This window comes from Macrococcus epidermidis, from assembly GCF_003259695.1.
Lineage (GTDB): Bacteria > Bacillota > Bacilli > Staphylococcales > Staphylococcaceae > Macrococcoides > Macrococcoides epidermidis.
In genome coordinates, this window is sequence record NZ_PZJH01000005.1 from 1 (window position 1) to 22,518 (window position 22,518).

Annotated in this window: 20 protein-coding genes and 3 pseudogenes; 20 read left to right on the forward strand and 3 right to left on the reverse strand. The window is 31.7% G+C overall.

Going from position 1 to position 22,518, the window contains the following annotated elements:
• A partial coding sequence (locus BHU61_RS09995; RefSeq protein ID WP_146608870.1) for an SdrD B-like domain-containing protein occupies positions 1-1,333 on the forward strand: 1,333 nt, incomplete at its 5' end.
• 150 nt (positions 1,334-1,483) lie between these two features.
• On the opposite strand, the gene BHU61_RS10000 is transcribed toward BHU61_RS09995, so the two are convergent.
• Positions 1,484-2,986, reverse strand: a complete 1,503-nt coding sequence (locus tag BHU61_RS10000) for a M4 family metallopeptidase (RefSeq protein ID WP_111716581.1) — start codon at positions 2,984-2,986, stop codon at positions 1,484-1,486.
• A 199-nt stretch (positions 2,987-3,185) separates the two neighbouring features.
• Here BHU61_RS10000 and BHU61_RS10005 point away from each other — a divergent pair, with 199 nt between their 5' ends.
• The 4 genes and pseudogenes from BHU61_RS10005 to BHU61_RS10020 form a co-directional block, all read left to right on the forward strand.
• Positions 3,186-3,851, forward strand: a complete 666-nt coding sequence (locus BHU61_RS10005) for an SgrR family transcriptional regulator (RefSeq protein ID WP_111716583.1) — start codon at positions 3,186-3,188, stop codon at positions 3,849-3,851.
• Positions 3,806-4,768, forward strand: coding sequence for a hypothetical protein (locus BHU61_RS10010; protein ID WP_111716585.1), 963 nt, complete (start codon positions 3,806-3,808; stop codon positions 4,766-4,768). The genes BHU61_RS10005 and BHU61_RS10010 overlap by 46 nt, the downstream gene beginning before the upstream one ends.
• A gap of 5 nt (positions 4,769-4,773) precedes the next feature.
• The gene (locus BHU61_RS10015) at positions 4,774-6,354 is read left to right on the forward strand and encodes an ABC transporter substrate-binding protein (protein ID WP_111716587.1); all 1,581 of its coding nucleotides are present in this window, start codon (positions 4,774-4,776) and stop codon (positions 6,352-6,354) included.
• A gap of 212 nt (positions 6,355-6,566) precedes the next feature.
• A pseudogene (locus BHU61_RS10020) lies at positions 6,567-6,690 on the forward strand (YSIRK-type signal peptide-containing protein); the annotation flags it as partial.
• A 7-nt stretch (positions 6,691-6,697) separates the two neighbouring features.
• Here the strand turns inward: BHU61_RS10020 and BHU61_RS13455 are convergent.
• Positions 6,698-7,012: a hypothetical protein gene (locus tag BHU61_RS13455; protein ID WP_170122529.1), complete on the reverse strand. Its 315-nt coding sequence runs from the start codon at positions 7,010-7,012 to the stop codon at positions 6,698-6,700.
• Between BHU61_RS13455 and BHU61_RS10025 the strand changes: the two genes are divergently transcribed.
• The gene (locus BHU61_RS10025; protein WP_111716590.1) at positions 6,942-7,463 is read left to right on the forward strand and encodes an SdrD B-like domain-containing protein; all 522 of its coding nucleotides are present in this window, start codon (positions 6,942-6,944) and stop codon (positions 7,461-7,463) included. The two genes, BHU61_RS13455 and BHU61_RS10025, sit on opposite strands and share 71 nt — an antisense overlap.
• Here BHU61_RS10025 and BHU61_RS10030 read toward each other — a convergent pair.
• Entirely contained in the window at positions 7,446-8,174 is a 729-nt protein-coding gene (locus tag BHU61_RS10030; protein ID WP_111716592.1) for an IS3 family transposase, read from the reverse strand. The two genes, BHU61_RS10025 and BHU61_RS10030, sit on opposite strands and share 18 nt — an antisense overlap.
• A gap of 826 nt (positions 8,175-9,000) precedes the next feature.
• On the opposite strand from BHU61_RS10030, the pseudogene BHU61_RS13760 reads away from it, so the two are divergent.
• From BHU61_RS13760 to BHU61_RS10090, 14 genes and pseudogenes are all read left to right on the forward strand, one after another.
• Positions 9,001-9,102, forward strand: a pseudogene (locus tag BHU61_RS13760) (YSIRK-type signal peptide-containing protein); the annotation flags it as partial.
• Between the two features lie 21 nt (positions 9,103-9,123).
• Positions 9,124-10,299: pseudogene (locus BHU61_RS10035) on the forward strand (SdrD B-like domain-containing protein); the annotation flags it as partial.
• Positions 10,300-10,509: 210 nt separating this feature from the next.
• A complete protein-coding gene (locus tag BHU61_RS13695) occupies positions 10,510-10,644 on the forward strand; it encodes a hypothetical protein (protein WP_275542455.1) in 135 nt (44 codons plus the stop codon).
• 558 nt (positions 10,645-11,202) lie between these two features.
• Positions 11,203-11,883 carry a YveK family protein gene (locus BHU61_RS10040; RefSeq protein ID WP_111716596.1) on the forward strand — a complete coding sequence of 227 codons (681 nt, stop codon included), beginning with the start codon at positions 11,203-11,205 and terminating at the stop codon, positions 11,881-11,883.
• Between the two features lie 7 nt (positions 11,884-11,890).
• Entirely contained in the window at positions 11,891-12,592 is a 702-nt protein-coding gene (locus tag BHU61_RS10045) for a CpsD/CapB family tyrosine-protein kinase (RefSeq protein ID WP_111716597.1), read from the forward strand.
• Between the two features lie 17 nt (positions 12,593-12,609).
• Positions 12,610-13,647: a polysaccharide biosynthesis protein gene (locus tag BHU61_RS10050; protein WP_111716599.1), complete on the forward strand. Its 1,038-nt coding sequence runs from the start codon at positions 12,610-12,612 to the stop codon at positions 13,645-13,647.
• 19 nt (positions 13,648-13,666) lie between these two features.
• Complete coding sequence (locus tag BHU61_RS10055; protein WP_111716601.1) at positions 13,667-14,773, forward strand: polysaccharide biosynthesis C-terminal domain-containing protein; 1,107 nt, start codon at positions 13,667-13,669, stop codon at positions 14,771-14,773.
• A 2-nt stretch (positions 14,774-14,775) separates the two neighbouring features.
• A complete protein-coding gene (wecB, locus tag BHU61_RS10060) occupies positions 14,776-15,897 on the forward strand; it encodes a non-hydrolyzing UDP-N-acetylglucosamine 2-epimerase (RefSeq protein ID WP_111716603.1) in 1,122 nt (373 codons plus the stop codon).
• A 26-nt stretch (positions 15,898-15,923) separates the two neighbouring features.
• Positions 15,924-16,985 (forward strand): glycosyltransferase family protein, encoded by a 1,062-nt coding sequence (locus BHU61_RS10065; protein ID WP_111716604.1) that lies wholly within the window; start codon positions 15,924-15,926, stop codon positions 16,983-16,985.
• Entirely contained in the window at positions 16,960-18,402 is a 1,443-nt protein-coding gene (locus tag BHU61_RS10070; protein ID WP_146608871.1) for an oligosaccharide repeat unit polymerase, read from the forward strand. Before BHU61_RS10065 ends, BHU61_RS10070 begins: the two co-directional genes overlap by 26 nt.
• A 1-nt stretch (position 18,403) precedes the next feature.
• Positions 18,404-19,498: a glycosyltransferase family protein gene (locus BHU61_RS10075; RefSeq protein WP_111716608.1), complete on the forward strand. Its 1,095-nt coding sequence runs from the start codon at positions 18,404-18,406 to the stop codon at positions 19,496-19,498.
• On the forward strand, positions 19,485-20,729 hold the full coding sequence (locus tag BHU61_RS10080) for a lipopolysaccharide biosynthesis protein (RefSeq protein WP_111716609.1): 1,245 nt from the start codon (positions 19,485-19,487) through the stop codon (positions 20,727-20,729). The genes BHU61_RS10075 and BHU61_RS10080 overlap by 14 nt, the downstream gene beginning before the upstream one ends.
• Positions 20,726-21,928, forward strand: a complete 1,203-nt coding sequence (locus BHU61_RS10085; RefSeq protein ID WP_111716611.1) for a glycosyltransferase family 4 protein — start codon at positions 20,726-20,728, stop codon at positions 21,926-21,928. The genes BHU61_RS10080 and BHU61_RS10085 overlap by 4 nt, the downstream gene beginning before the upstream one ends.
• A gap of 11 nt (positions 21,929-21,939) precedes the next feature.
• A complete protein-coding gene (locus BHU61_RS10090) occupies positions 21,940-22,500 on the forward strand; it encodes a sugar transferase (RefSeq protein ID WP_111716612.1) in 561 nt (186 codons plus the stop codon).
• The last annotated feature ends 18 nt before the right edge of the window (positions 22,501-22,518 follow it).

Sequence of the window (22,518 nt, forward strand, 5' to 3'; positions counted from 1 at the left end):
GAAAGATGTAACACCAGCGGGCGTAGTGGATACAAGCAAACCAGGCACATACACGGGTGTCGTGGAAGTAACATATCCAGACGGATCAAAAGAGACAGTGAATGTTCCTGTAATCGTTAAGACTGTACCAGCTACAGGCTTAACAATTGGAGATCGTGTATGGAATGATGCGAATGCTAACGGTCTTCAAGATCAAGGTGAAGTAGGTCTTGAAGGCGTGACAGTAGCATTGGTTAAACCTGATGGTACAATCATCACAACAACTACTGATAAAAATGGTCACTATGCATTTACAGGACTTCCAGCTGGAACATATACTGTATACTTCAATACACCAGTAAATGCGATTTCTACATTAGTTAATGTTGACTTTAACGGACATGATGCAATCGATTCAGATGGTTCAGTTATTACAATTCAATTAACTGAAGACAACATGACAATCGATTCAGGTTTCTATTTCGCAAACGGTGGAAACACTGGTAGCAACACTGGCGGAACAGATAACGGAACTAACACAGATGGAAATACGACACCAGGAGAAAATCCAGGTAATAACGGCGGTACTGTCGTAGTACCACCAGTCACTAAAGGAAACTTAACAATTGGAAATCGTGTATGGAATGATGCGAATGCTAACGGTCTTCAAGATCAAGGTGAAGTAGGTCTTGAAGGCGTGACAGTAGCATTGGTTAAACCTGATGGTACAATCATCACAACAACTACTGATAAAAATGGTCACTATGCATTTACAGGACTTCCAGCTGGAACATATACTGTATACTTCAATACACCAGCAAATGCGATTTCTACATTAGTTAATGTTGACTTTAACGGACATGATGCAATCGATTCAGATGGATCAGTTATTACAATTCAATTAACTGAAGACAACATGACAATTGATTCAGGATTCTACTTTGCAAATGGTGGCGGCACAGGAAGCACCCCAGGTGGAACAGACAACGGTGGCGGCACAGGCAGCAACCCAGGTGGAACAGATAACGGTGACGGCACAGTCAGCAACCCAGGTGGAACAGATAACGGTGGCGACACTGATCGCAATCCAGGTGGAACAACTCCAGCTGAAGACCCATCTGAAAATACTGCTCCAATTAAAGAAACAGAAGACGTTCCAACTGATGGAACAGCTCCTGAAAATGAATTAGGAAATGTGAGTGGTAAAACTACTGAAACTAGTCAAGTATCTTTACCTGACACAGGCGAGAAAGATAATAGCGGTTTAGCTGCAGGCGCATTACTTCTTGGTGGTTTAACATTATTAGCTGGACGTAAAAAAAGAAAAGAAGATATTGAGTCAGAAGAAAAATAGTAGTTAAATTAGTATATTAAGTAGCGAAGTCATCTACCTAGGTAGATGTACTTCGTTACTTTTTAATTTTGGCTTGAGAAAGTATATATCGTATTTTTGTAAATTTAGACAAAAAAACTCACTCCCATCATTTGAGAGTGAGTTTTCACATTATACGCCTACTTTATTCCATGCATCAGTTACTTGAGCTGCAACTGTAGCACCGTATAAGTCTTGAGCTGCTTGTGTCAATGCTTGTTTAGCATCAGCAAATGTTGCGTTACTTGTTAAGTACGTAGTAAGTGCACGGTAATATACTTTTTCTGCTTTATCTTTACCAATTGCAGAGATTGTATAGTATGCTGCTTTGTTTGGAATACCCATATTTGTATGGATACCACCATTGTCTGATGTTGTATCAACATACTGGCTCATGTTTGTTGGCATGCCATTTAATTCAGGGTTTGAGATACTTCTCACACCGTCATTAGCGATTGCTGGTGTATAGATATCTTCTCCAATCCACCAATCAGTTGGATCGTTAAAGTACCCGAATGTATCTGAAATACTTTCGTTTAATGCCCCTGACTGACCAGAGTATGCAAGTTTAGCACTGCTTGCAGTCACACCGTGTGTAATTTCATGTGCGACCACATCTAATGCCCCGGACGTTGCACGGAATGTTGTGCCGTCTCCGTCACCATAAATCATTTTATCTCCAGCCCATCCAGCATTGTTACGATAATCGTTTGTTGTATTAATTGAGTTAACGTGAACGATTGAAGGGATTGCAGATCCTAAATTATTATATGAATCTCTATTATGGACATTCTTATAGTAATTGTATACACGACCTGCATAATAGTGTGCATCTACTGCTGCACGTTGATCTGCTGCATTGAATGTTTTATCTGTATCAGTAATGATGTCAGCCATTTTTGTTGTATTGTTAAATGCATACGTACTGATTTGACCTGTATGTGTTGTATCTACTAAAAGATAAGCGTTATTTTCATTTGTGATATTAATTGATTTATAACTTCCTACAACCCCTAATCCTAATCCAGTTGTTGCGATGTTTTCCATTTTGTTTGTTACGTTCTCGATATGACCATTTTCAGCATTAATCGATACCACCACGTTATTGATTGCTGGTGTAGTAGTAATTAATTCAACATTATAAACATAAATGTTCTTTTTAGTATCAATAGTAAGTTCTACTGATTTAACAACATCACCTGTCATATTTTTCGCTTCTGCTTGTGTTGTCTGAATAGCAGTGAAAGCATTATCGATAGCTTGAGCTTTTGATAATGTCACTGTATTAACAGGTGCTGGTAATGCTGTATTAGTATCACCATTGATTAGGACAACCTTACCTTTCGCATCTGTATGCACTTTGATCGCAAGTGCGTTTGTCAGTTTGCCATGAACTTTTGGTTGAAGTGTGTAGTGTGTGTAACCTAACGCATCTTTCGTTACGTCTGTTACATTATAATATTTCGCAAATTTCTTTGCTTTTTTACCGTTCGGTAAAGTTTTTAGACTTTCTATAGCTTGCGCCGGCGTAGTAACTTTAACGTTGGTGTCTTCTGCAGCATGTGAAACAGGTGTCATAAAAGTAGTTGATGCAACAAGTGAAGCAAGTAATGGTGTAATGAATTTTTTAGTCATAATAGACTCCTTTAAAATGTGTAATGTAAAAAAATAATAGTAATTATACCATGTGCAAGATTTTTTGGATATTTTTTTTTTAAAAATTGAATGAATCTGTTAATTATAAAATTATCTCATTATCTAATTAACTAAAATAGTACTTAATAATAATTATGTTAAAATAATATCTGCAAGACTGTCTGCAAGGGGTGAAGTAATGCAAAAAGTCGATGAAAAGGTATTAAGATTGTATAAACACTTACAGGAGCATGAATTTATACGTGATGATGTAGCATCTTTATTAGCAATAACGCCACGTCAGTTAAGTCGATTATTGAAGCAGTGGGAACGGGAAGGTTTGCTTCATTATCAAGTTGGTGTTGGGAGAGGTGTATTATCTGAAATAAAATTTGTAAAGAATATTGAACATTTATTTGTTGCTTATGTAGTGAATCATATAAAGGAATATACTTTCGAGGAAATCATCGGGATATTATCTATGCCATTACATCAAGTGTCAAAAGAGCTTATAATTTCAGTGTTTAATGCACAGTTAGTTGTTCATAATGATGTAGGTGAAGCTGAAGAAGGAGCCAACTATGTCGATTATATATATCGAATTCCAGATGATTTAGATCCGTTACTTCATTCCGATATGTCTAAAGATACGATTATCTATAATATTATGGATAGACTCTATGAAGTCAATCATGACTTACATTTTACGAGTAATATTGTAAGTCACGAAACCCTGCATGATAATAAATTTACGATGTATCTTCATCACGATATTGTATTCTCTGATGGAACACTACTAAGTGCACAGCAAGTTGTAGATTGTCTGGAGAGATTCAGAACAATCCAGATCACGAAAGTAAATTAAAAGGGGTTCAGAGCATTACGGCGCAAGGCTTGTTTACTGTAACTTTCATACTTAATGAACCGTATAGCACAGATTACATCAAATTCATACTTGCTCAAAGTGCTGCAAGTTTGTATAAAGTGCATGATTGTCGTTATATAGGATCTGGGGCATATGTTCTGCATCAAATAAAAGAGAGTTTTGTTCAACTGGAACAACGCAATTCATACCACCATGAGGTCGGAGATATTAAGCAAATATATTTAGTGAAGAATTATCAGCAATACCTCAATAATTATGAGCATGTTGAAACAAAAAATTTGGAACAACACCAAGTCCTTCAAAAAGGTTATTTAATGTTTCTTCCTTATTCTACTAAGTTGAATATTAAAAAGCGCCAGATTATTGCGGATGCAGTGCGTTATTTCTTCAATTGCAATGCCAAAAAAGAAGCAATATGTGACTACGATGGACCGGTGATTTATGAGGAAGTTATCCTGGGTTTATTCAGCTTAAAAGATAAAGCACAGCTGCAACTTGTTCAGTTCTTAAATCAAACAGGCTTTAATGTAAAGTATGAGTGTATGAGATTCGATAAATTGCTATCAGACGAATTAACTACGCTGCCATGTGACTTTTGTTTCATTTCACATACGAATATTAGGCAATTGTATTATGTTCCACTTCTGACAATGACCAATATTAAGAAATTGCATCCATATTTTTGTGAAGGAATTGAACATTCAAACTTTGCGATGAATCAACGCAAAGACTGGCTTAAAACTGAACAATTATATAAAGAACATCTTGAATCAATTTACTGGTTTAATCCAATTAAATCTTTATTCAAAAATAAAGTAATACCTATTGGCTATAAAAATGTCTATTTCAATAATGACGGTATTATGATATACAATAAAATAATCGTAGTGGAGTGAATCACGTGATAGATAAGAGACTCGTATATCTACAGAACTATCTATCAGAATCATTACATATGGAATTACATGAATATATGAATATATCCAATCGCCAACTCTCCCGACTGTTAAATCAATGGCAGGATGAAGGACATATTCAGTTTAATGCTGGATTAGGACGTGGCCATAAAGCAGATATCACCTTGCTTGTAGATGTAGTGAAAGAAGTCTTCTCTTATGCAATCGAACATGCGCATCAGATGACCTTAGAAGAACTACAGTCATATATTAATCTGCCGTGGAATACAGAAACCAATGCCATCATTGTGACATCCATTATGGAAGAGTTTGATAGTAAAGTACAAAAAGGAAATGCATTACTTGATTACGTATACACGATACCAGAAGTTATATCGCCTTGTGCATCAATTGATGCAGTAAGCTTTCAGGTGATAGGACAGATAGGAGACTATCTGTATCAATATCGTAATCATTCAATAGAAAGAAAACTTGTGAAGTATGATGAATGGAATGACTCAACATTACATATTTATTTGCATAAAGATATTTACTTTGATGATGGTGTTCTGATGACTGCTGAACATGTAAAAGCATCATTAGATAATATTATTTCTTGCGGGAATTTTGAGAATCACTTTGAAAGTATAGAACAAGTTGAAGTGGCGAACGCATTTGAAATTATGATTCACTGTAAGCAGACAACTGATCACATCAAACTATTACTTGCTGAACCTTTCACAGCGATTATTCGTCTGGAAGATGGGCACATGCGCGGCACAGGTAAATATTATATTCATAGTAAAGACAATAACCAGATTATATTAAGAGCAAATCCTTATCCAAAGCGTCAACCACAAGTGAAGCAGGTATATATCGTTAAAAGTAAGACACGCTATGACAAAGCCTTTCCGTCAATAGAAGGAAGACGTTATAAGAAATTCTGTGTATCCAATGCACTGCTTATGTGTAACCCAGAAACAGAGCTCACACTGGAAGAAAGATCGATATTCTCAAATATCCTATTTTATCATTTCAAACAATTGATGGAAGAAGAGAAGCAGGACTTCAAATGGCTAACGCATACTTCGGCGTTTAATAATACAACATATGAATTTACCAAGCCTATTAAATTCCTGGTAGATGAATATAATCACCATGCATTCGAAAAAATCTTTATTAAAATGAAAGCTCAGAATAATATTGATGTAACCATCGTACCGATCAAACATATCGATTACTTAAATAATAATATTAATCAATTTGATATAGATTATGTATGGATGATGGAAGCGTATAAAGAAGAACAACCCTACCAGCTTTATGATTTACTGACACATTGTAAGTTTAAAGAGTGGTATGAAAAAAATATTTATTGTAAAAATTTTCTAAAAACATTTGACTTGAATAATAAAAATACATTAAAAAATTCTACAAATAGTTTTATGCAAGAGTTAGATAAAAATTATTATTGCATAAATGTTTATAAAAAATATAAGTACTATTTTTACCCGTCATATATTGAGTATATTGATGTTGACGATTATGGCTATATTGATTATGGTAGTGCTGTGGTAAAGGAATAAAGGAATATAATAAGAGTTTGTTAAATTAATAAATAATTAACTTAAAATAACTTAATATTATTATGAAATAAATTACATGCAAAAAAAGGACATTTTTTCAGAAAATGTCCCTTTTTGTGTTTAATGATTTAGATTATATTAGTACAACACACAAAAGTTAAATCAAATAAGTATGTTAAAATTTAACAATTTATGGAGGCTAATATATTAATATGAAGAAAACCACAAGTGGTAAACGATACGACTTTATTCCAAATAAATTGAATAAATATTCTATAAGAAAATTCACGGTAGGTACTGCATCAATCTTAATCGGATCATTATTATTCCTTGGTCAAGATGCTCAAGCCGCCGAAAGTACGACTTCAACTGAACAGATAAGTACTACGAATAACTGAACAGACCCTACATCTACGACAATCACAGAAACCCCATCTACAGAAACAACAGCTGCGTCAACAGAAACTCCTACAACAGAGCAACCAACAACAGAAACAGTTACAACAGAAGCACCGACGACAGAAGAGACAACAACAGAAGAAACAACAACAGAAGCACCAACGACAGAAACGCCAACAACACCACCGGTGAAAGGTAACTTAGAATTAGGCGATAAAGTATGGTTCGATACAAATAAAGATGGCAAATACCTATTCACAGGTTTAACGGAAGGCGACTACACAGTTTACTTCAATACACCGGCTGGCATGATTCCAACAGGATTAAATGTAGGGAATGACACGTTAGATTCAGACGGATCAGTCGTAACAGTACATCTAACAGATAACAACTACACAATCGATTCAGGATTCTATACATCGGAAGGTGGAGATTCAACAGAACCGGGCACGCCAAGTGAGCCAGGCACACCGATTGAACCGGGCACACCTGAGACACATAAGACTTCTCAAGGTACACCGAATAAAGAAGATTTAACTTCTTCACCAGACACAGGTGAAAACAATAATGGTGGAGCATTAGCGGCACTATTAGCAGGTTTAGGTCGAGCACTATTATATAGAAGAAAAAATAAAAAAATGATAAACAGCGGCATGAGAGTCTGTAGTGAACCCAAAAAGTCGAACTTTTTATTAAGCTACTTTCATTAAAGCAAGATTTCTGTATTCTACAGGAGTCTTGCTTTTTAATTTTCTCTTCTTTCTAACGAAATTATAATATTCCATATAATCATTAATTTCCTCTACTAATTCATCATACGAATCAAATGATTCACCATAAAACATTTCCTGTTTTAATATTCCAAAGAAATTCTCCATTGGAGAATTATCTAGACAATTACCTTTTCTAGACATGCTTTGAATGATTCTATTCTTTTTCAAAGTTTGTACCCAAGTATTATGTTGATATTGCCAACCTTGATCAGAATGGATAGTAGTTCTATAAGGAAGATCAGGGATGACTTCTATTGCTTTTAATAGGGAATCCATCACGAACTGCAATGTTGGACGTTTACTAACTGAATAAGAAATAATTTCTTTTGTACATACATCAAAAATTGTTGATAGATATATCTTATTTCCATTATTAATATTGAATTGTGTGACATCTATAAGTAATTTTTGATATGGTCGATCAGTTATGAATCTGCGATTCAATTTATTCTTGGCAGTTTTGCCAACTTTCCCTTTGTAAGACTTATATGTTCTATTTCTATGCTTAAACTTTATGCACAGTAGATTGTTTTCCCTCATTATTCTAAGAACTTTTTTATGGTTAACAACAAAACCTAAGTCTCTTAGTTCATCAGTAACAGTACGGTATCCTATTCTATTTTTATGAATGGCAATGATTTCTTTAATCTTCTAATTAAATTAACGTCTTTTTGAACAGGAATACTTAGTCGTAATTTCCAATAATGATATACACTTTTCGCTATCTTAGCTACTGATAATATTTCTTTTAACATGTAATTAGATTCATTCCTTAGCTCAATAATAGCAGCAACTATTTTTTTGTTTGATTTTTTCGAGCTAAGGATTGTAACTTTTTTTCGAGAGCAATTGCGATTTCTAATCTTCTGTTTTCCATTTCATATATTAATTGTTCTTCAATTTCTTTGTTGATTTCTTCTAAAGATTTTTTTCTTCCATAGTAATAGTACTCCTAATTTATTGGATTTGAATTTTATAATATTTTATCATTTATTGAATGTTATAAAAAGACGACAGTTCACGTGATATTTGTCGCCTTTTTAAAGGATATCTCATGAAAAATTACCGTCCTCAGCTTAAGAAAATCAGTGGAAAATCTATAAATATCTAATTCATTACGCTAGTTCACAAAATTGTCACATTTATGATTGTGTCTAGACATGTTGATAACTTTATTCACTTTTTGCATAAAATTATATTGAATTTCAGATTAAATACAAAAATATTAATATTCTAAAAATTGTAGAATAGGTAAAAGAGGATAACTTTGTTAATTTTGTAAATCTATTTTTACAATTTAATATACATTATTTATGAATAAATATAAATTTTTGTGGATAAGTGAAATAGATGCGTTTTACATTTAACTATAACAAGTGACAAATTATAGTATAAAATATTAGAGAGTCATAATAGCAGGAGTATAAGCTTTTATGGCAATCATACCGTAAGAGATATTAAGAGGAGGATTTTTATGAACAAGTATGGAATTAGAAAGTTCACAGTAGGAACAGCTTCAGTAGTAGTAGGTTCATTATTGTTCCTAGGTGCAGGTCAGCAAGCTGATGCTGCAGAAGCAACGTATTCTTTAGGGGATCGTGTTTACTCAGACAACAATGGTAACTATGTACAAGATGCTGGGGACACTGGTCTTGCAGGATTAACAGTTACTATTCGTGATTATGCTGGTAACCACGTTGCAACAACTACAACAGATGCTAATGGTAACTATTCATTCTCAGGTTTAAAAAATGGTACTTATGTTGTTAACTTCGAAGTGCCAGCAGGATACGCAAATGATGTAGCAAATATCGGTTCTGAAGATGTAGATTCAGATGGACCGATTGACGTATTAGTTGATATTAATGGGGCTAACATCACTACTTTAGATACTGGATTCATTCCTTTGAATGGACAAGGTTCAGCTCCAGTACAAGGTGGAGAAACAACACCTGCTCCAGCATCAGGTAATGGTGGAGAAGTAACACCAGCACCAGCTAAAGGTAACTTATCAATCGGAGACCACGTATGGTGGGATGCAAACTACAATAATATGTATGATCAAGGCGAAAATCCAGTAGCAGGATTACGTGTATCAATTCGTGACTATGCTGGAAACTTTATTGCTGAAACAACTACAGATGCAAACGGTAACTATGCATTTCATGGTTTATCAGACGGTCAATATATCGTTAACTTCCATAATCCATTAGACTGGTCGCCAGTTATTGCTAACATCGAAGCGGATTTACATGATGAAGTAGATTCAGATGGACCAATTGATGTTATCGTTAACTTAAAAGGTGCTTCTAATTATAATGTAGACCAAGGTTACTATGGCGTTGGCACACCAGCTCCAGGTGGTGGTGGAGAAGTGACACCTCCGGGCGAAACAACACCTCCAGGTGGCGGTGGAGAAGTAACACCTCCGGGTGAAACAACACCTCCAGGAGAAGTAACACCTCCGGGTGAAGTAACACCTCCAGGAGAAGTAACACCTCCAGGTGAAACAACACCTCCGGGTGAAGTAACACCTCCGGGTGAAGTAACACCTCCGGGTGAAGTAACACCTCCAGGAGAAACAACACCCCCAAGTGAAACTAAACCATCTGAGCCTGCACCAACTTCACCAGCACCGGTTGAAACTGTTAAACCAGCTGAAATTGGTAAATCAGTATTACCTGATACAGGTGAAAAAGATAACGGTGGAGCAGTTGCTTCAGTATTAGCGTTATTAGGTGGCGCTGCATTATTCAGTTCTCGTCGTAAATAAAAAGAAACTTATCAATTGGTTTGGAGACGTCTGAATCAATAACTAAGTTTATATATTTAAGTAGCACACACTCTATGAGTGTGTGTTACTTTTTTTATGATTTTTTGTAATCAAACTGTTACATTTATATGTTTGAATTTTCAGATAATGGTAGATATAATATATTAAATATAGATTATATATTACACGATGAAAAGGAGCGGATAATGTATGGAACAGTTATTAGCACAACTGAACCTATTCGCCGTAGGTCCAAATAATGCAATTGTATCTTCTCTGATCATCGGTGCATTAACCGTAGTGGCGATGATTATTGATAAAACGAAATCAGATGAAAGTGATTAAGCATGAAATAAATTTATGCTAATTACTTTCATTTTTTCAATTTATACTGATTTATCTCAAATATATCATTCTACACTTCTACAAATTAACTTTATTTTATATATTTTAATATTTACATAAAATACACAAATTTTACTTGAAAATATATAACTTTCTATTTTAAATAAGTCCCTAAAAACTTTAGATGTTAAACTACTAATTAACAATTAGAAATAGAAATTTTTATAAATTTTACAGAAATGTAACATTGAATGATAATTGTATAAAATAAATAAAGTCATTTTCACTAAACTTTTTGTTAAGAAATATTAAGAAAAATAATAAATAATCAGTAATATAAAGGTATTAGTAAAATGTTTAAGATGTTAACTGATTCACAAGTTTATGTTATTTAGCATCTATATTCATTATATAAGAATAAATATACATTTATTTTGTAACAAATTTGTAATATAAGATTTATACCATAAAAATGGAATTTTGTTCTATTCACTTTGAATGAAATTACACGTATATTAAGTTAAGAAAAGAATAAATCAGAGTTACTTAGGAGGAAACATGGAAGAAGTCATTGATTTAAAAGAAATTATTGAAATACTGAAGAAGAATTTAAAACTAATTCTTGGATTAGCTATTACATTTGCATTACTTGCAGGTCTCGTATCATTTTTCTTAATTAAACCAACATATCAATCGGAATCGCAAGTCATCGTTAATCAGAAGGGTAAAAATGCCGATGTCTATAACAATCCAGGAGAAGTTCAAACAAACTTACAATTAATTAATACATATTCTCAGATGATTAATTCCAAAGTAATCAGAAAGCAAGTAGTAGATCAATTGAATTTAGATGTAACTGAAAAGTCATTGCAACCAATGATATCTGTGACAAGTGAAGCAGAATCTCAACTTATGAAAATCAATGTAGCTGGTCCTGATAAAAAAGAGACAGCTCAAATTGCAAATGCTTTAGCTGATATCGCTCAAAAAGAAGTAAAACGCGTAATGGGCGTTGATAACTTATCAGTATTCTCAAAAGCAGATGTTAATGAAGAGACAGCTCCTATTAAACCGAAACCATTAATGAATATTATTGTAGCAGGATTATTAGGATTAATTCTTGGTACTGCAATTGCTTTCATGCGTTCAATGCTAGATACACGTTTGAATACAGAAGAAAAAATTGATAAATATATCGGTCTACCAACGCTTGGTAAGATTTATACGATAGAAAAGTAGGTGCGCTATGTTTAAGAAAAAGAGAAGAAATAATATCAATCAATTAGAAATAGTGAATCGACCGAAGTCGGTTATTTCAGAACAAATCAGAACGTTACGTACGAATATCTTATTTACTTCTGCAGATGTACAAATTAAAAAGATGCTTGTAACTTCTTCAGAACAAGGTGAAGGGAAGTCTACTATTTCCGCAAATCTAGCTACATCTTTCGCGCAAGCTGGTTATAGAACATTACTTATTGATGCCGATTTACGTAAGCCTACACAGCATAAAATCTTTGAACAAATGAATGTAAAGGGACTCTCTAATTTAATAGCAGGACAAGTTGATATGGAAGATACGATTAAAGTAGATGTGTTACCTGGTTTAGATATTTTAACATCAGGCCCAGTTCCTCCAAATCCTGCAGAACTACTGGGTTCTTTAGCGATGGAAGATTTGTTGATAAAACTTAGCGAAATGTATGACTTAGTGTTATTAGATACACCACCAGTCTTAGCGGTGGCTGACTCTCAAATCCTTGGAAACTTAGTTGATGGATCATTACTTGTAGTGAATTCAAAACTTACACACCGAGACAAAGTAGTTGATGCAAAGAATCAATTGGATAAAAGTTCTTCAAAAACATTAGGGATAGTATTAAATGATTTAGATAAAAAAGACGATGGGGATTATTACTATTACTACGGAGAAAAAACAGAAAGCTAGAGAAAAGGGTGGAGTAATTGTTTGATGGTAAAATACTTTTAATTACAGGCGGAACGGGTTCATTCGGTAATGCTGTTATGGAGAAGTTTCTTGAAACAGATATTAAAGAAATTCGAATTTTTTCTCGTGATGAGAAGAAACAAGATGATATGCGTAAAAAATATAATAATAATAAGTTGAAGTTTTATATCGGTAATATCCGTGATGAGAGTAGTTTAAATATTGCAATGAATAAGGTAGATTATGTATTTCATGCAGCAGCATTGAAACAAGTACCATCTTGTGAATTTTTCCCACTCGAAGCTGTAAAGACAAATATAATTGGTACAGAGAACGTCTTAAATACTGCAATCAGAAATAATGTTAAGAAAGTTATTTGTCTTTCAACTGATAAAGCAGCTTATCCTATTAATGCAATGGGAATTTCTAAGGCAATGATGGAAAAAGTGTTTGTCGCAAAATCTAGAACGATTGATCCTGAGGATACTGTGATTTGTGGTACACGCTACGGAAATGTTATGGCTTCAAGAGGTTCTGTTATTCCATTATTCATTGACCAAATTAAAAAGGGAGAACCTCTTACGATTACTGATCCAACTATGACACGTTATCTAATGAATCTGGAAGAGGCAGTAGATTTAGTGACGCATGCATTTGAACATGCCAATACAGGGGACATAATGGTTCAAAAATCACCTGCTTCAACTGTAGGGGATTTAGCACAAGCTTTAATTGAATTATTTGAAGTAGATAGTGAGATTAAAGTCATCGGTACGCGACATGGTGAAAAACATTATGAAACGCTATTAACAAGAGAAGAATATGCAAGAAGTGAAGATATGGGAAATTACTTTAGAGTTCCTGCTGATGCAAGAGATTTAAATTACGAAGATTATACAGAAGAAGGTAAAGAAGAGCTTTCGGTTGATGAAGAATATAATTCGATGAATACGAAACAACTAAGTATAGAAGAAATTAAAGAAACACTTCTAAGCTTACCTTATGTACGTAGAGAAGTAGAAAGATTTAAAGCACGCAAGTCTATAGAACTTTAACAATATAGGAGGTTAAACGATGAATATTGTAATTACCGGTGCCAATGGATTTGTAGGCAAGAACTTGTATGAAGAACTTTCAAGAAATGAAACATATAATGTGATAAAAATTACCCGTGACAGTTCAGAAGAATTCTTAAAAGCTGCTTTACTAGAGGCGGATTTTATATTTCATTTGGCGGGTATCAACCGACCAGAAACTGAAGCGGAGTTTAAAACTGGGAATGTTGATTTTACTAATAAAGTTATTGATTATACACTACTAAATGAAAAGAAACCAAGTGTTCTATACTCTTCGTCAATACAAGCTGAAAACGATAATCCATATGGCAACAGTAAAGCAGAGGCTGAATCATTATTTGATAGTTTAAAAAATAATGGAAACCAAGTGTATATTTATCGATTAAATAACCTTTTTGGTAAATGGTCAAAGCCTAATTACAATACAGTCGTTGCAACTTTCTGTCACAAAATTGCACGTGATGAAGAAATTCAAGTGAATGATCCAAATGTGGAATTAACATTGAACTACATCGATGATGTATTGAAAGAATTTAAACGTGCGTTGCAAGATCAACCGACATTAAAAGATGGATTTGGTGTTGTACCAAATGAACATACTGTAACTCTTGGAAGAATTGCAGATACGATTAAACAATTTAAACAAGACCGTATCGATAGAACGTTACCTAAACTAGATGATGAATTCGAGAAAGCATTGTACAGTACATATTTAAGTTTCTTACCAACTGATCAATTCAGCTATCCGTTAACCATGCATAAAGACGACCGTGGGTCGTTTACAGAATTTATCAAGACATCGGATAGAGGCCAAACATCAATTAACATCTCTAAACCTGGAATTACGAAAGGGAATCACTGGCACCATACGAAGAACGAGAAATTCTTAGTAGTGGCTGGAAATGGTGTAATTCGCTTTAGAAAGCCGGATGAAGATGAGATTTATGAATACTTTGTATCAGGAGATAAGTTAGAAGTTGTCGATATTCCAGTAGGATATACACATAATATAGAGAATCTAGGGGACACGGATATGGTTACAGTAATGTGGGTTAATGAAATGTTTGATCCGGAAAATCCAGATACGTACTTTTTGGAGGTATAAAGATGAAAAAATTAAAAGTAATGACGGTTGTTGGGACGAGACCTGAGATTATCCGCTTATCTGCTGTGATTAATCGATTAGAACAATCGGAAGCAATTGAACATGTGTTAGTACATACTGGACAAAATTATGATTATGAACTAAATGAAGTATTCTTTAACGACTTTAAGTTACGTAAACCAGACTACTTCTTAAACGCAGCAACGGGAACAGCAGTTGAGACAATTGGAAATATACTAATAGCGATTGATCCAATACTAGATGAAGTGAAACCAGATGCGTTCTTAGTATTAGGAGATACAAATAGCTGTTTATGTGCGATAGCAGCGAAACGTAAGCAGATACCGATATTCCATATGGAAGCGGGGAATCGTTGTTTCGATCAACGTGTGCCGGAAGAGACGAACCGTAAGATTGTTGACCATACATCAGATATTAATCTGACATATAGCACAATAGCGAGAGAATATTTATTACGTGAAGGATTGCCGGCAGATAGAGTAATTAAGACAGGCAGTCCGATGAAAGAAGTTATTAACTCAAGGTTAGAAGATATCGAGCAATCAGATGTATTATCACGTTTGAACTTAAAAGAAAATGAATACTTTGTAGTATCAGCGCATAGAGAAGAGAATATTAACTCAGATAAGAACTTTGTTGAATTAGTAGAAGCGTTAAATGCTGTAGCTGAGAAATATAATTTACCTGTAATTATTAGTACGCATCCAAGAACACAAAAGAGAATTGATGCACTAGGAATTAAGTTCCATGACTTAATCCAAACACTTAAACCACTTGGATTTAATGATTATATTAAATTACAAAAATCAGCTAAAGCAGTATTAAGTGACAGTGGAACGATTAGTGAAGAAACGTCAATTTTAGGGTTAAAATCATTAAATATTCGTGAAGCACATGAAAGACCTGAAGCAATGGAAGAAGCAAGTGTAATGATGGTAGGTGTATCGAAAGATCGTATCTTACAAGGGCTAGCTGAAATTGACGCTAAAGGCAATGAATCAAGAATAGTAGCTGACTATGATATTGATAATGTTTCAGAAAAAGTAGTGAAGATTATTATTTCTTATACGGATTATGTAAATAGAAATGTGTGGAAGAAATGAGGAGTGATATATGTATAGTAAGTTTAATGAATTTAAAACACTCCTCCTTAATTAGTTTATTTACTAATTATCTAGAAGATAAGAATATTTCATATGATATCATTTATGCAGATAAATATGGGATAGAGGAAAAAAATAATGCGAAAAACATATATAAATTTGAATTAAAATTTAAAGATACAACATCAAAAATTCAAAAAGTAATTAAGTATATAGAATTCGCTAAATTTGCTAAGAACATTTTAAAAGAAAATGACTATAAGTTAATTATTGTTTGGCGCACAGAAACTGCACTATTATTATTTAGATACTTATATTTTTCAAAGAGTAAGTTTATATTAAATATACGAGATTATTGTTTTGAAAAAAATGTGATAATACAAAGTTTAATAAAAAAATTAGTAGATAAATCAACTTTTACTGCAATCTCATCAAAAGGTTTTTTAAGATTTTTACCTAGAAGTAATAAATATATTTTTGTTAATAGTTATAATAAAACAATTTTACCAAATGAAATAGAGAAAAATATGAGAGCATCAAAGCCAATTAATATTTCATTTATTGGATATGTAAGATTTATAGATCAAGATATAAATCTAATTAATGAATTTAAAAATGATGAAAGATTTACACTATCATTTATTGGAGCAGGTTCTGAGAAACTGAGAGATTTTATTAAAGAAAATAAAATAAAAAATGTAATTTTAGAAGATGGATTTCCAGTAGATGAAACAATGAGATACCTAAGAAATGCTGATATTATTAATAATCTTTATGGAAGCGGCATAATTTCATTGGACACTGCCATATCTACAAGATATTATCACTCAGTACTGTTGAATAAACCAATTCTAGTATCGGAAGGTACTTATATGAGTACCCTAGTCGATGAAAATCAAGGATATAAAGTAAATATTTATAATGGATTAGCTGATAAGATTTATGATTGGTATTTAAAAATAGATTTTGAAAAGTTATACCTAGATAATCAAAATAAGTTAAAGGAAATAATTAAAGAAGACATTGAATTTATCGATGAATTAAATAAAATTTTCGAAGATGGTGGAAAATATCAAACAGTTATTTAATATTTTTTTTATTGTAACTTCTTTATTGAGTTTATTCATAGTTGTTATTAAACATGGAACTCTTTCTAGCGGATATGAGTCTTTGTTTATTTTGCCAGCTTTTTATGCTATATCTACAACCATTCTTATGAACATGTTTTTTAACAAAGGATTTAATTTTACTTTATTAGGGATAGTATTTATGCAATGGATTAGATTTGTTCTTTTACCTATCCTCTTAGCACTATCTAATGGTAAAGAAGGTTTTAATTACATCAATCCATCGGCTATCAGCTTAAACCTATCTATTTTTTTGATGGTAGTTGAATTATTTGCTTCGTATATTTTTGCTGCAATTTTATTTATGTATTTTTTAAATAAATCATCAAATGGAAAAATAAAAGATAATCAACCAACATCATTATTAGGAAACTATTATATTTATTTTGTATTTGTCTTATTTTCAATATTTATTCTGATATTTAAAGGAATACCCGAAGGAGTAGTAAGATTTTTTTATATTGCCATTGATGGAACAAATGGTAGAGTGGGAGATAACAAAGAGACTAGTAATGTGTTGATTCAATATATAATAACTAGTGGTGCATTTGTATTCTTTATGATTACAACTTGGCATATGTATGAGCTATACAAAAAGAATGGTAAAAGAATTTACTATTATATTTCTCTTATTGCAGCATTATATAATGTATCAATAATTGTTGGAGAACGAAGAACGGCACAAATATATATTGCAATAGTTACCATATACATATTAATTCAACTATACCCTAAATTTAAAAAAAATATAATATTTACAATCTGTGGTGTAGCGTTTGTAATTTTATTGTTTATGAGTATTTATAAATTCTTTGGTGCATTTGCAACGGGATCATATATTACAGCTATTCAGAATTCCAATAATGATATTTCATTTTGGGCAAGAACATTTCAAAGTTATTATTTTGGACCAGAAAATATTGCTTCAGTAATTGAATTTTCAGATAAACATCAACTTGACATGAAACAGTTATTTTATGATAACTTACGAAGTATTTTCGGAATAAATTTTTTAATAGACAAATCAGCTTACGTAACTTCGCAAATATATAACTTATATATTTATAAAGGTGTACAAACAACAGGACATGTAATATCTTCAGTGGGATATGGATATTTATATTTTGGTATTTATTTTAGTTCATTTTTTGCATGTTTTAATATATTTATTTCTACTTTACTTGAACGAATGGCAAAACATTCTGACAAGATCGAAGTGAAATTTATATTAACATATCTGTTAATTAGATTTTGTACTAATCTTTATGTAAATAGTCCAGCATTAATTACATTCAGTACAATATTATTGGGCACTACAGGATTGGTGGTTATGTTTTCTTCAATTTTTAAAAATAGAAAGTCTCTGAAAGGATATTAATATGAAAATACTAATAATTTCTTATGGTATTTATGAATCAGATGGTCGTTTACAATCACTAGAGCAAGTTTTTAAGAATATTGGAGATACAGAAGTTTATGCAACAACTTTTTTAACTGGTAATAAAATGTTTTCAATAGATAAGAATGACTACTTAAACCCTAAAAAAATTCTAAGTTTTTACAAGGAAGTAATGTTAAAAAAGAACATAAAAGATTTTGATGTAATTGTACTTGATAATTACTTTGTTTCACCGATTGGTATGATTTTAAAAAACTTGTATCCTAATAAAGTTTTTATTCAAGATGTCCGCGAGTTATATTTGTTTCCAGATTTACAAACACTAAAGAGCAAAGTATTTATTTTTAGTGAGTATAAAATGATGATGAAGAGTGATATTATCTTAGTTGCAAATAAATTTAGAGCAACCATAATGAAAAAAATATATCATGATATACCTAGTCCAATTGTCTTTGAAAATGTTCGTTTTTTACCGCTAGCGCTTAATAATAAAAATAATTATGATCATTTAATTGATAAAAACAAATTTAATATTATTAGTACAGGTGGATTATCAGTTTCAAGAGGTATTTTAGATATTCTAAATGGTGTAATTGGAGTAGATGATAATTTTCATATGTATATTGTTGGAGGTGGGACTAACAATGACATTAAAGTGGTGAATGAATTTATCAGTGATAATAGCTTGGAAGAAAAAGTAACTTTGATAGATAAAGTACCGATGTATGAATTGAAAGGTTTAGTATCAAAATGTGATGTGGGAGTAGTTAATTATCACAAAAAAGATCTGAATAATCTATATTGTTCATCTGGAAAAATTTATGAATATTTAAATGAAGGTTTACCAATAATATGCACTGACAATCCGCCTTTAAAAGAGTTTTGTGAAACTACAGATGTTGGTTTATCTGGAAGTGATTTTAGAGAGATGATAACAGAAATGTATCTTAACTATTCACGTTATAAAAAGAATGTGAATAGTTATATAATCAATATTTCTCCTCAAAATTACAGTAAAATGATCTCATTACAAATTGAAGATTCAATGAGGAAGAAAAGAAATGAAAATAAATGATATATTCATTACATTAAAACCACTTCTTAAAGGTTCTATTATTGCAAATTTAATAACAATCTTAATGTCACCAATAATAACAAGAATATATGCACCGTCTGATTTTGGATTCTACACTCTATTAATAACTAGTATTACTTTATTTGGGCCAATAATAAATTTAAAATATGAAATGGCAATCGTTAAGTCACAAGATAATAAAGAAGAAATAAATCTTACATTTCTGTCAATGAGTATAGGATTTATTTTAAGTGTAATCATATCAGTTTTTTATAGCATATTTGTAATTTATAGTCATCAATCTAATTACATTATAGTTTTCGTAATCATCTTTTTAATTTTACAATTAACATCATTGAATAACATATTTATGAGTATAAATAATAAGTATTCAGAATATAATGTAATTAGTTATGTATCAATAATCAGAGCAGTTTCAAATAATATCTTAAGTTTAATTTTTGGATTATTAAAATTTACAAACTACGGTTTAGTTATATCCCAAATAATTAGTTTAATTAATGGTATTTATAAACAGTCAACTAGATTTAGAAGAGAAATAAAAAATATATCTAAAATAAATTTAAATAATATGTATAAAGAGTTGATAAATCATAAAAATATGGCACTTTTTTCAACACCTGCAGCTTTATTAACAACAGGTATTTATTCAAGTATTATAATTTTTATCACTTATGAGTATACGACAAGAGAACTTGGATACTATTCACTCGGATTTAGAATACTTGGAATACCTTTTACAATTATTAGTGCAAATGTAGCTAGAGTATATTATGAAAAAGCAAGTAAAGAATTTATACAGAAAGGTCAATTTCAATCAGTCTTTGTAAATTTCTTAAAATTACTTTTGATAACTGTAGTTCCAATGATAATAATTATTGCAATTGCTGCTCCTTATACATTCGGATTTATTTTTGGTGAAAAGTGGAAAGAAGCAGGATTCTATATAACATTGTTGTCTCCTATGTTTTGTGTAAGGTTAATTGCAGATTCTTTTCTAACAACATTTATTATAAAGAATCGACAAAAAACTGAGTTAATTTTTCATGTGCTTTTATTAATTTTAATAATGATAATCTATTTAATAACTCACTTATTAGGTTTAAATATTACTGAATTTTTATTTTTGATTTCTATAATTTACAGTATTTTTTATTCGGTGATTTTATATATTATGTATCAATTTAGCAAAGTTGAGGGGATTAAATGACAAAAAAAGTCCTATTTTTATGCCAATACTTCTACCCTGAATATGTATCATCAGCTACATTACCAACACAGTTAGCAGAAGATATGATTAAGAAGGGTTTTAGTGTTGATGTGATTTGTGGTATGCCTAAAGAGTATGTGAAAGAAAAAGATATAGTAAAACAAGAAAACTATAACGGTATTAATATTAGAAGATTGAATTATACGGAGTTTAACAATAAATCAAAAATAGGTAGGATAATTAATTTCTTTTCTCTATTTGTTGCTTATGGATTGAATATTCCCAAAATGCTTAAGTATGATCATATATTAGTTTATTCAAATCCTCCTATATTACCGTTAATTCCGGATATTATTCATAGAGTTACAAAGAAGAAATATTCATTTGTGGTATATGATATTGCCCCAGATAATGCGATTAAGACGGGTGCTACAAGACCTGGTAGTCTAATCGATAGACTAATGAAATATATAAATAAACATGTCTATAAAAATGCCAGTAATGTAATTGTATTAGGTAATGAGATGAAAGAATATATCTTAGAAAATAAGATTTCAACTAATCCAGAATCTATCAGAGTTATTTCGAATTGGTATGATGAGGCAAATCTAAAACCTAATAAAATATATAGTGAAAAGTTTAAAGCTTTAAGAGAAAAATATAAAAAAATTCTTGTATATAGTGGAAATATGGGTCAATTACAGGATATGGATACTGTACTAGAATTTTTAAAGCTGAATAGAAATAGTGATGAAATATTTACAATTTTATCTGGTCATGGTAAAAAGCAAAATTACGTAAAGCAATTTATTAAAAATAATAATATTAAAAATGCAATTGTTTATGACTTTCTTACAGGTACAGATTATTCAGATGTATTAGCAGTTGCCGATATTTGTTTAGTTTCTTTAGTTAAAGAAGGAAAAGGATTGGGTGTGCCGAGTAAGATATATGGTTATTTAGCTGCGCGTAAACCTATTGTAGCAATTTTAGATGAGAGCACAGACATCGTTAATGAGATAACAGAATATAATGCTGGAGTCCATATTGGTAATGGAGATGCTCAGAAGTTATATCAATATATAAATGATATTTCTAATAAAGAACTTGCATTGCAAGGTCAAAATGCCTATGAAATTTATCAGAAAAACTATACTAGAAATATTTCAACTGATAAATATATAAAATTACTAAAATAGGAAGTGAAAGTATGAAAAGAGCATTTGATATTACTACATCAACAATTGTATTTATATTGTTCTTTCCAATCTTTATTGTTGTATCTGTATTAATTAAACTCGACTCTCCAGGACCGATATTATTCAAACAAAAGCGTCCGGGTTTAAATAATAAACTGTTCAATATTTATAAGTTTAGATCCATGAAGGTGGATACACCTAATGTTTCTACTGATAAACTCGAAGGCGGCAAGATTTACGTTACGAATGTTGGGAAGGTTATTCGTAAGACTTCTATTGATGAGTTACCTCAGTTAATTAATATTATTAAAGGTGATATGTCTGTTGTTGGGCCTCGTCCTGCTTTATTCAATCAATATGAATTGATTGAGAAACGTACTGAACGTGGTATTCATAAGATTAGACCTGGCTTAACAGGCTACGCGCAAGTTATGGGTCGTGATGATTTAAACGATGACGAGAAAGTTAAGTATGATGAGTATTATGTTAAACATCAGTCTTTTCTCTTTGATTTAAAGATTATCTTTATGACAATATTAAAGATATTCAAGTCTGAGGGTGTAAAGCACTAATAAGTCAGGAGATGGTTG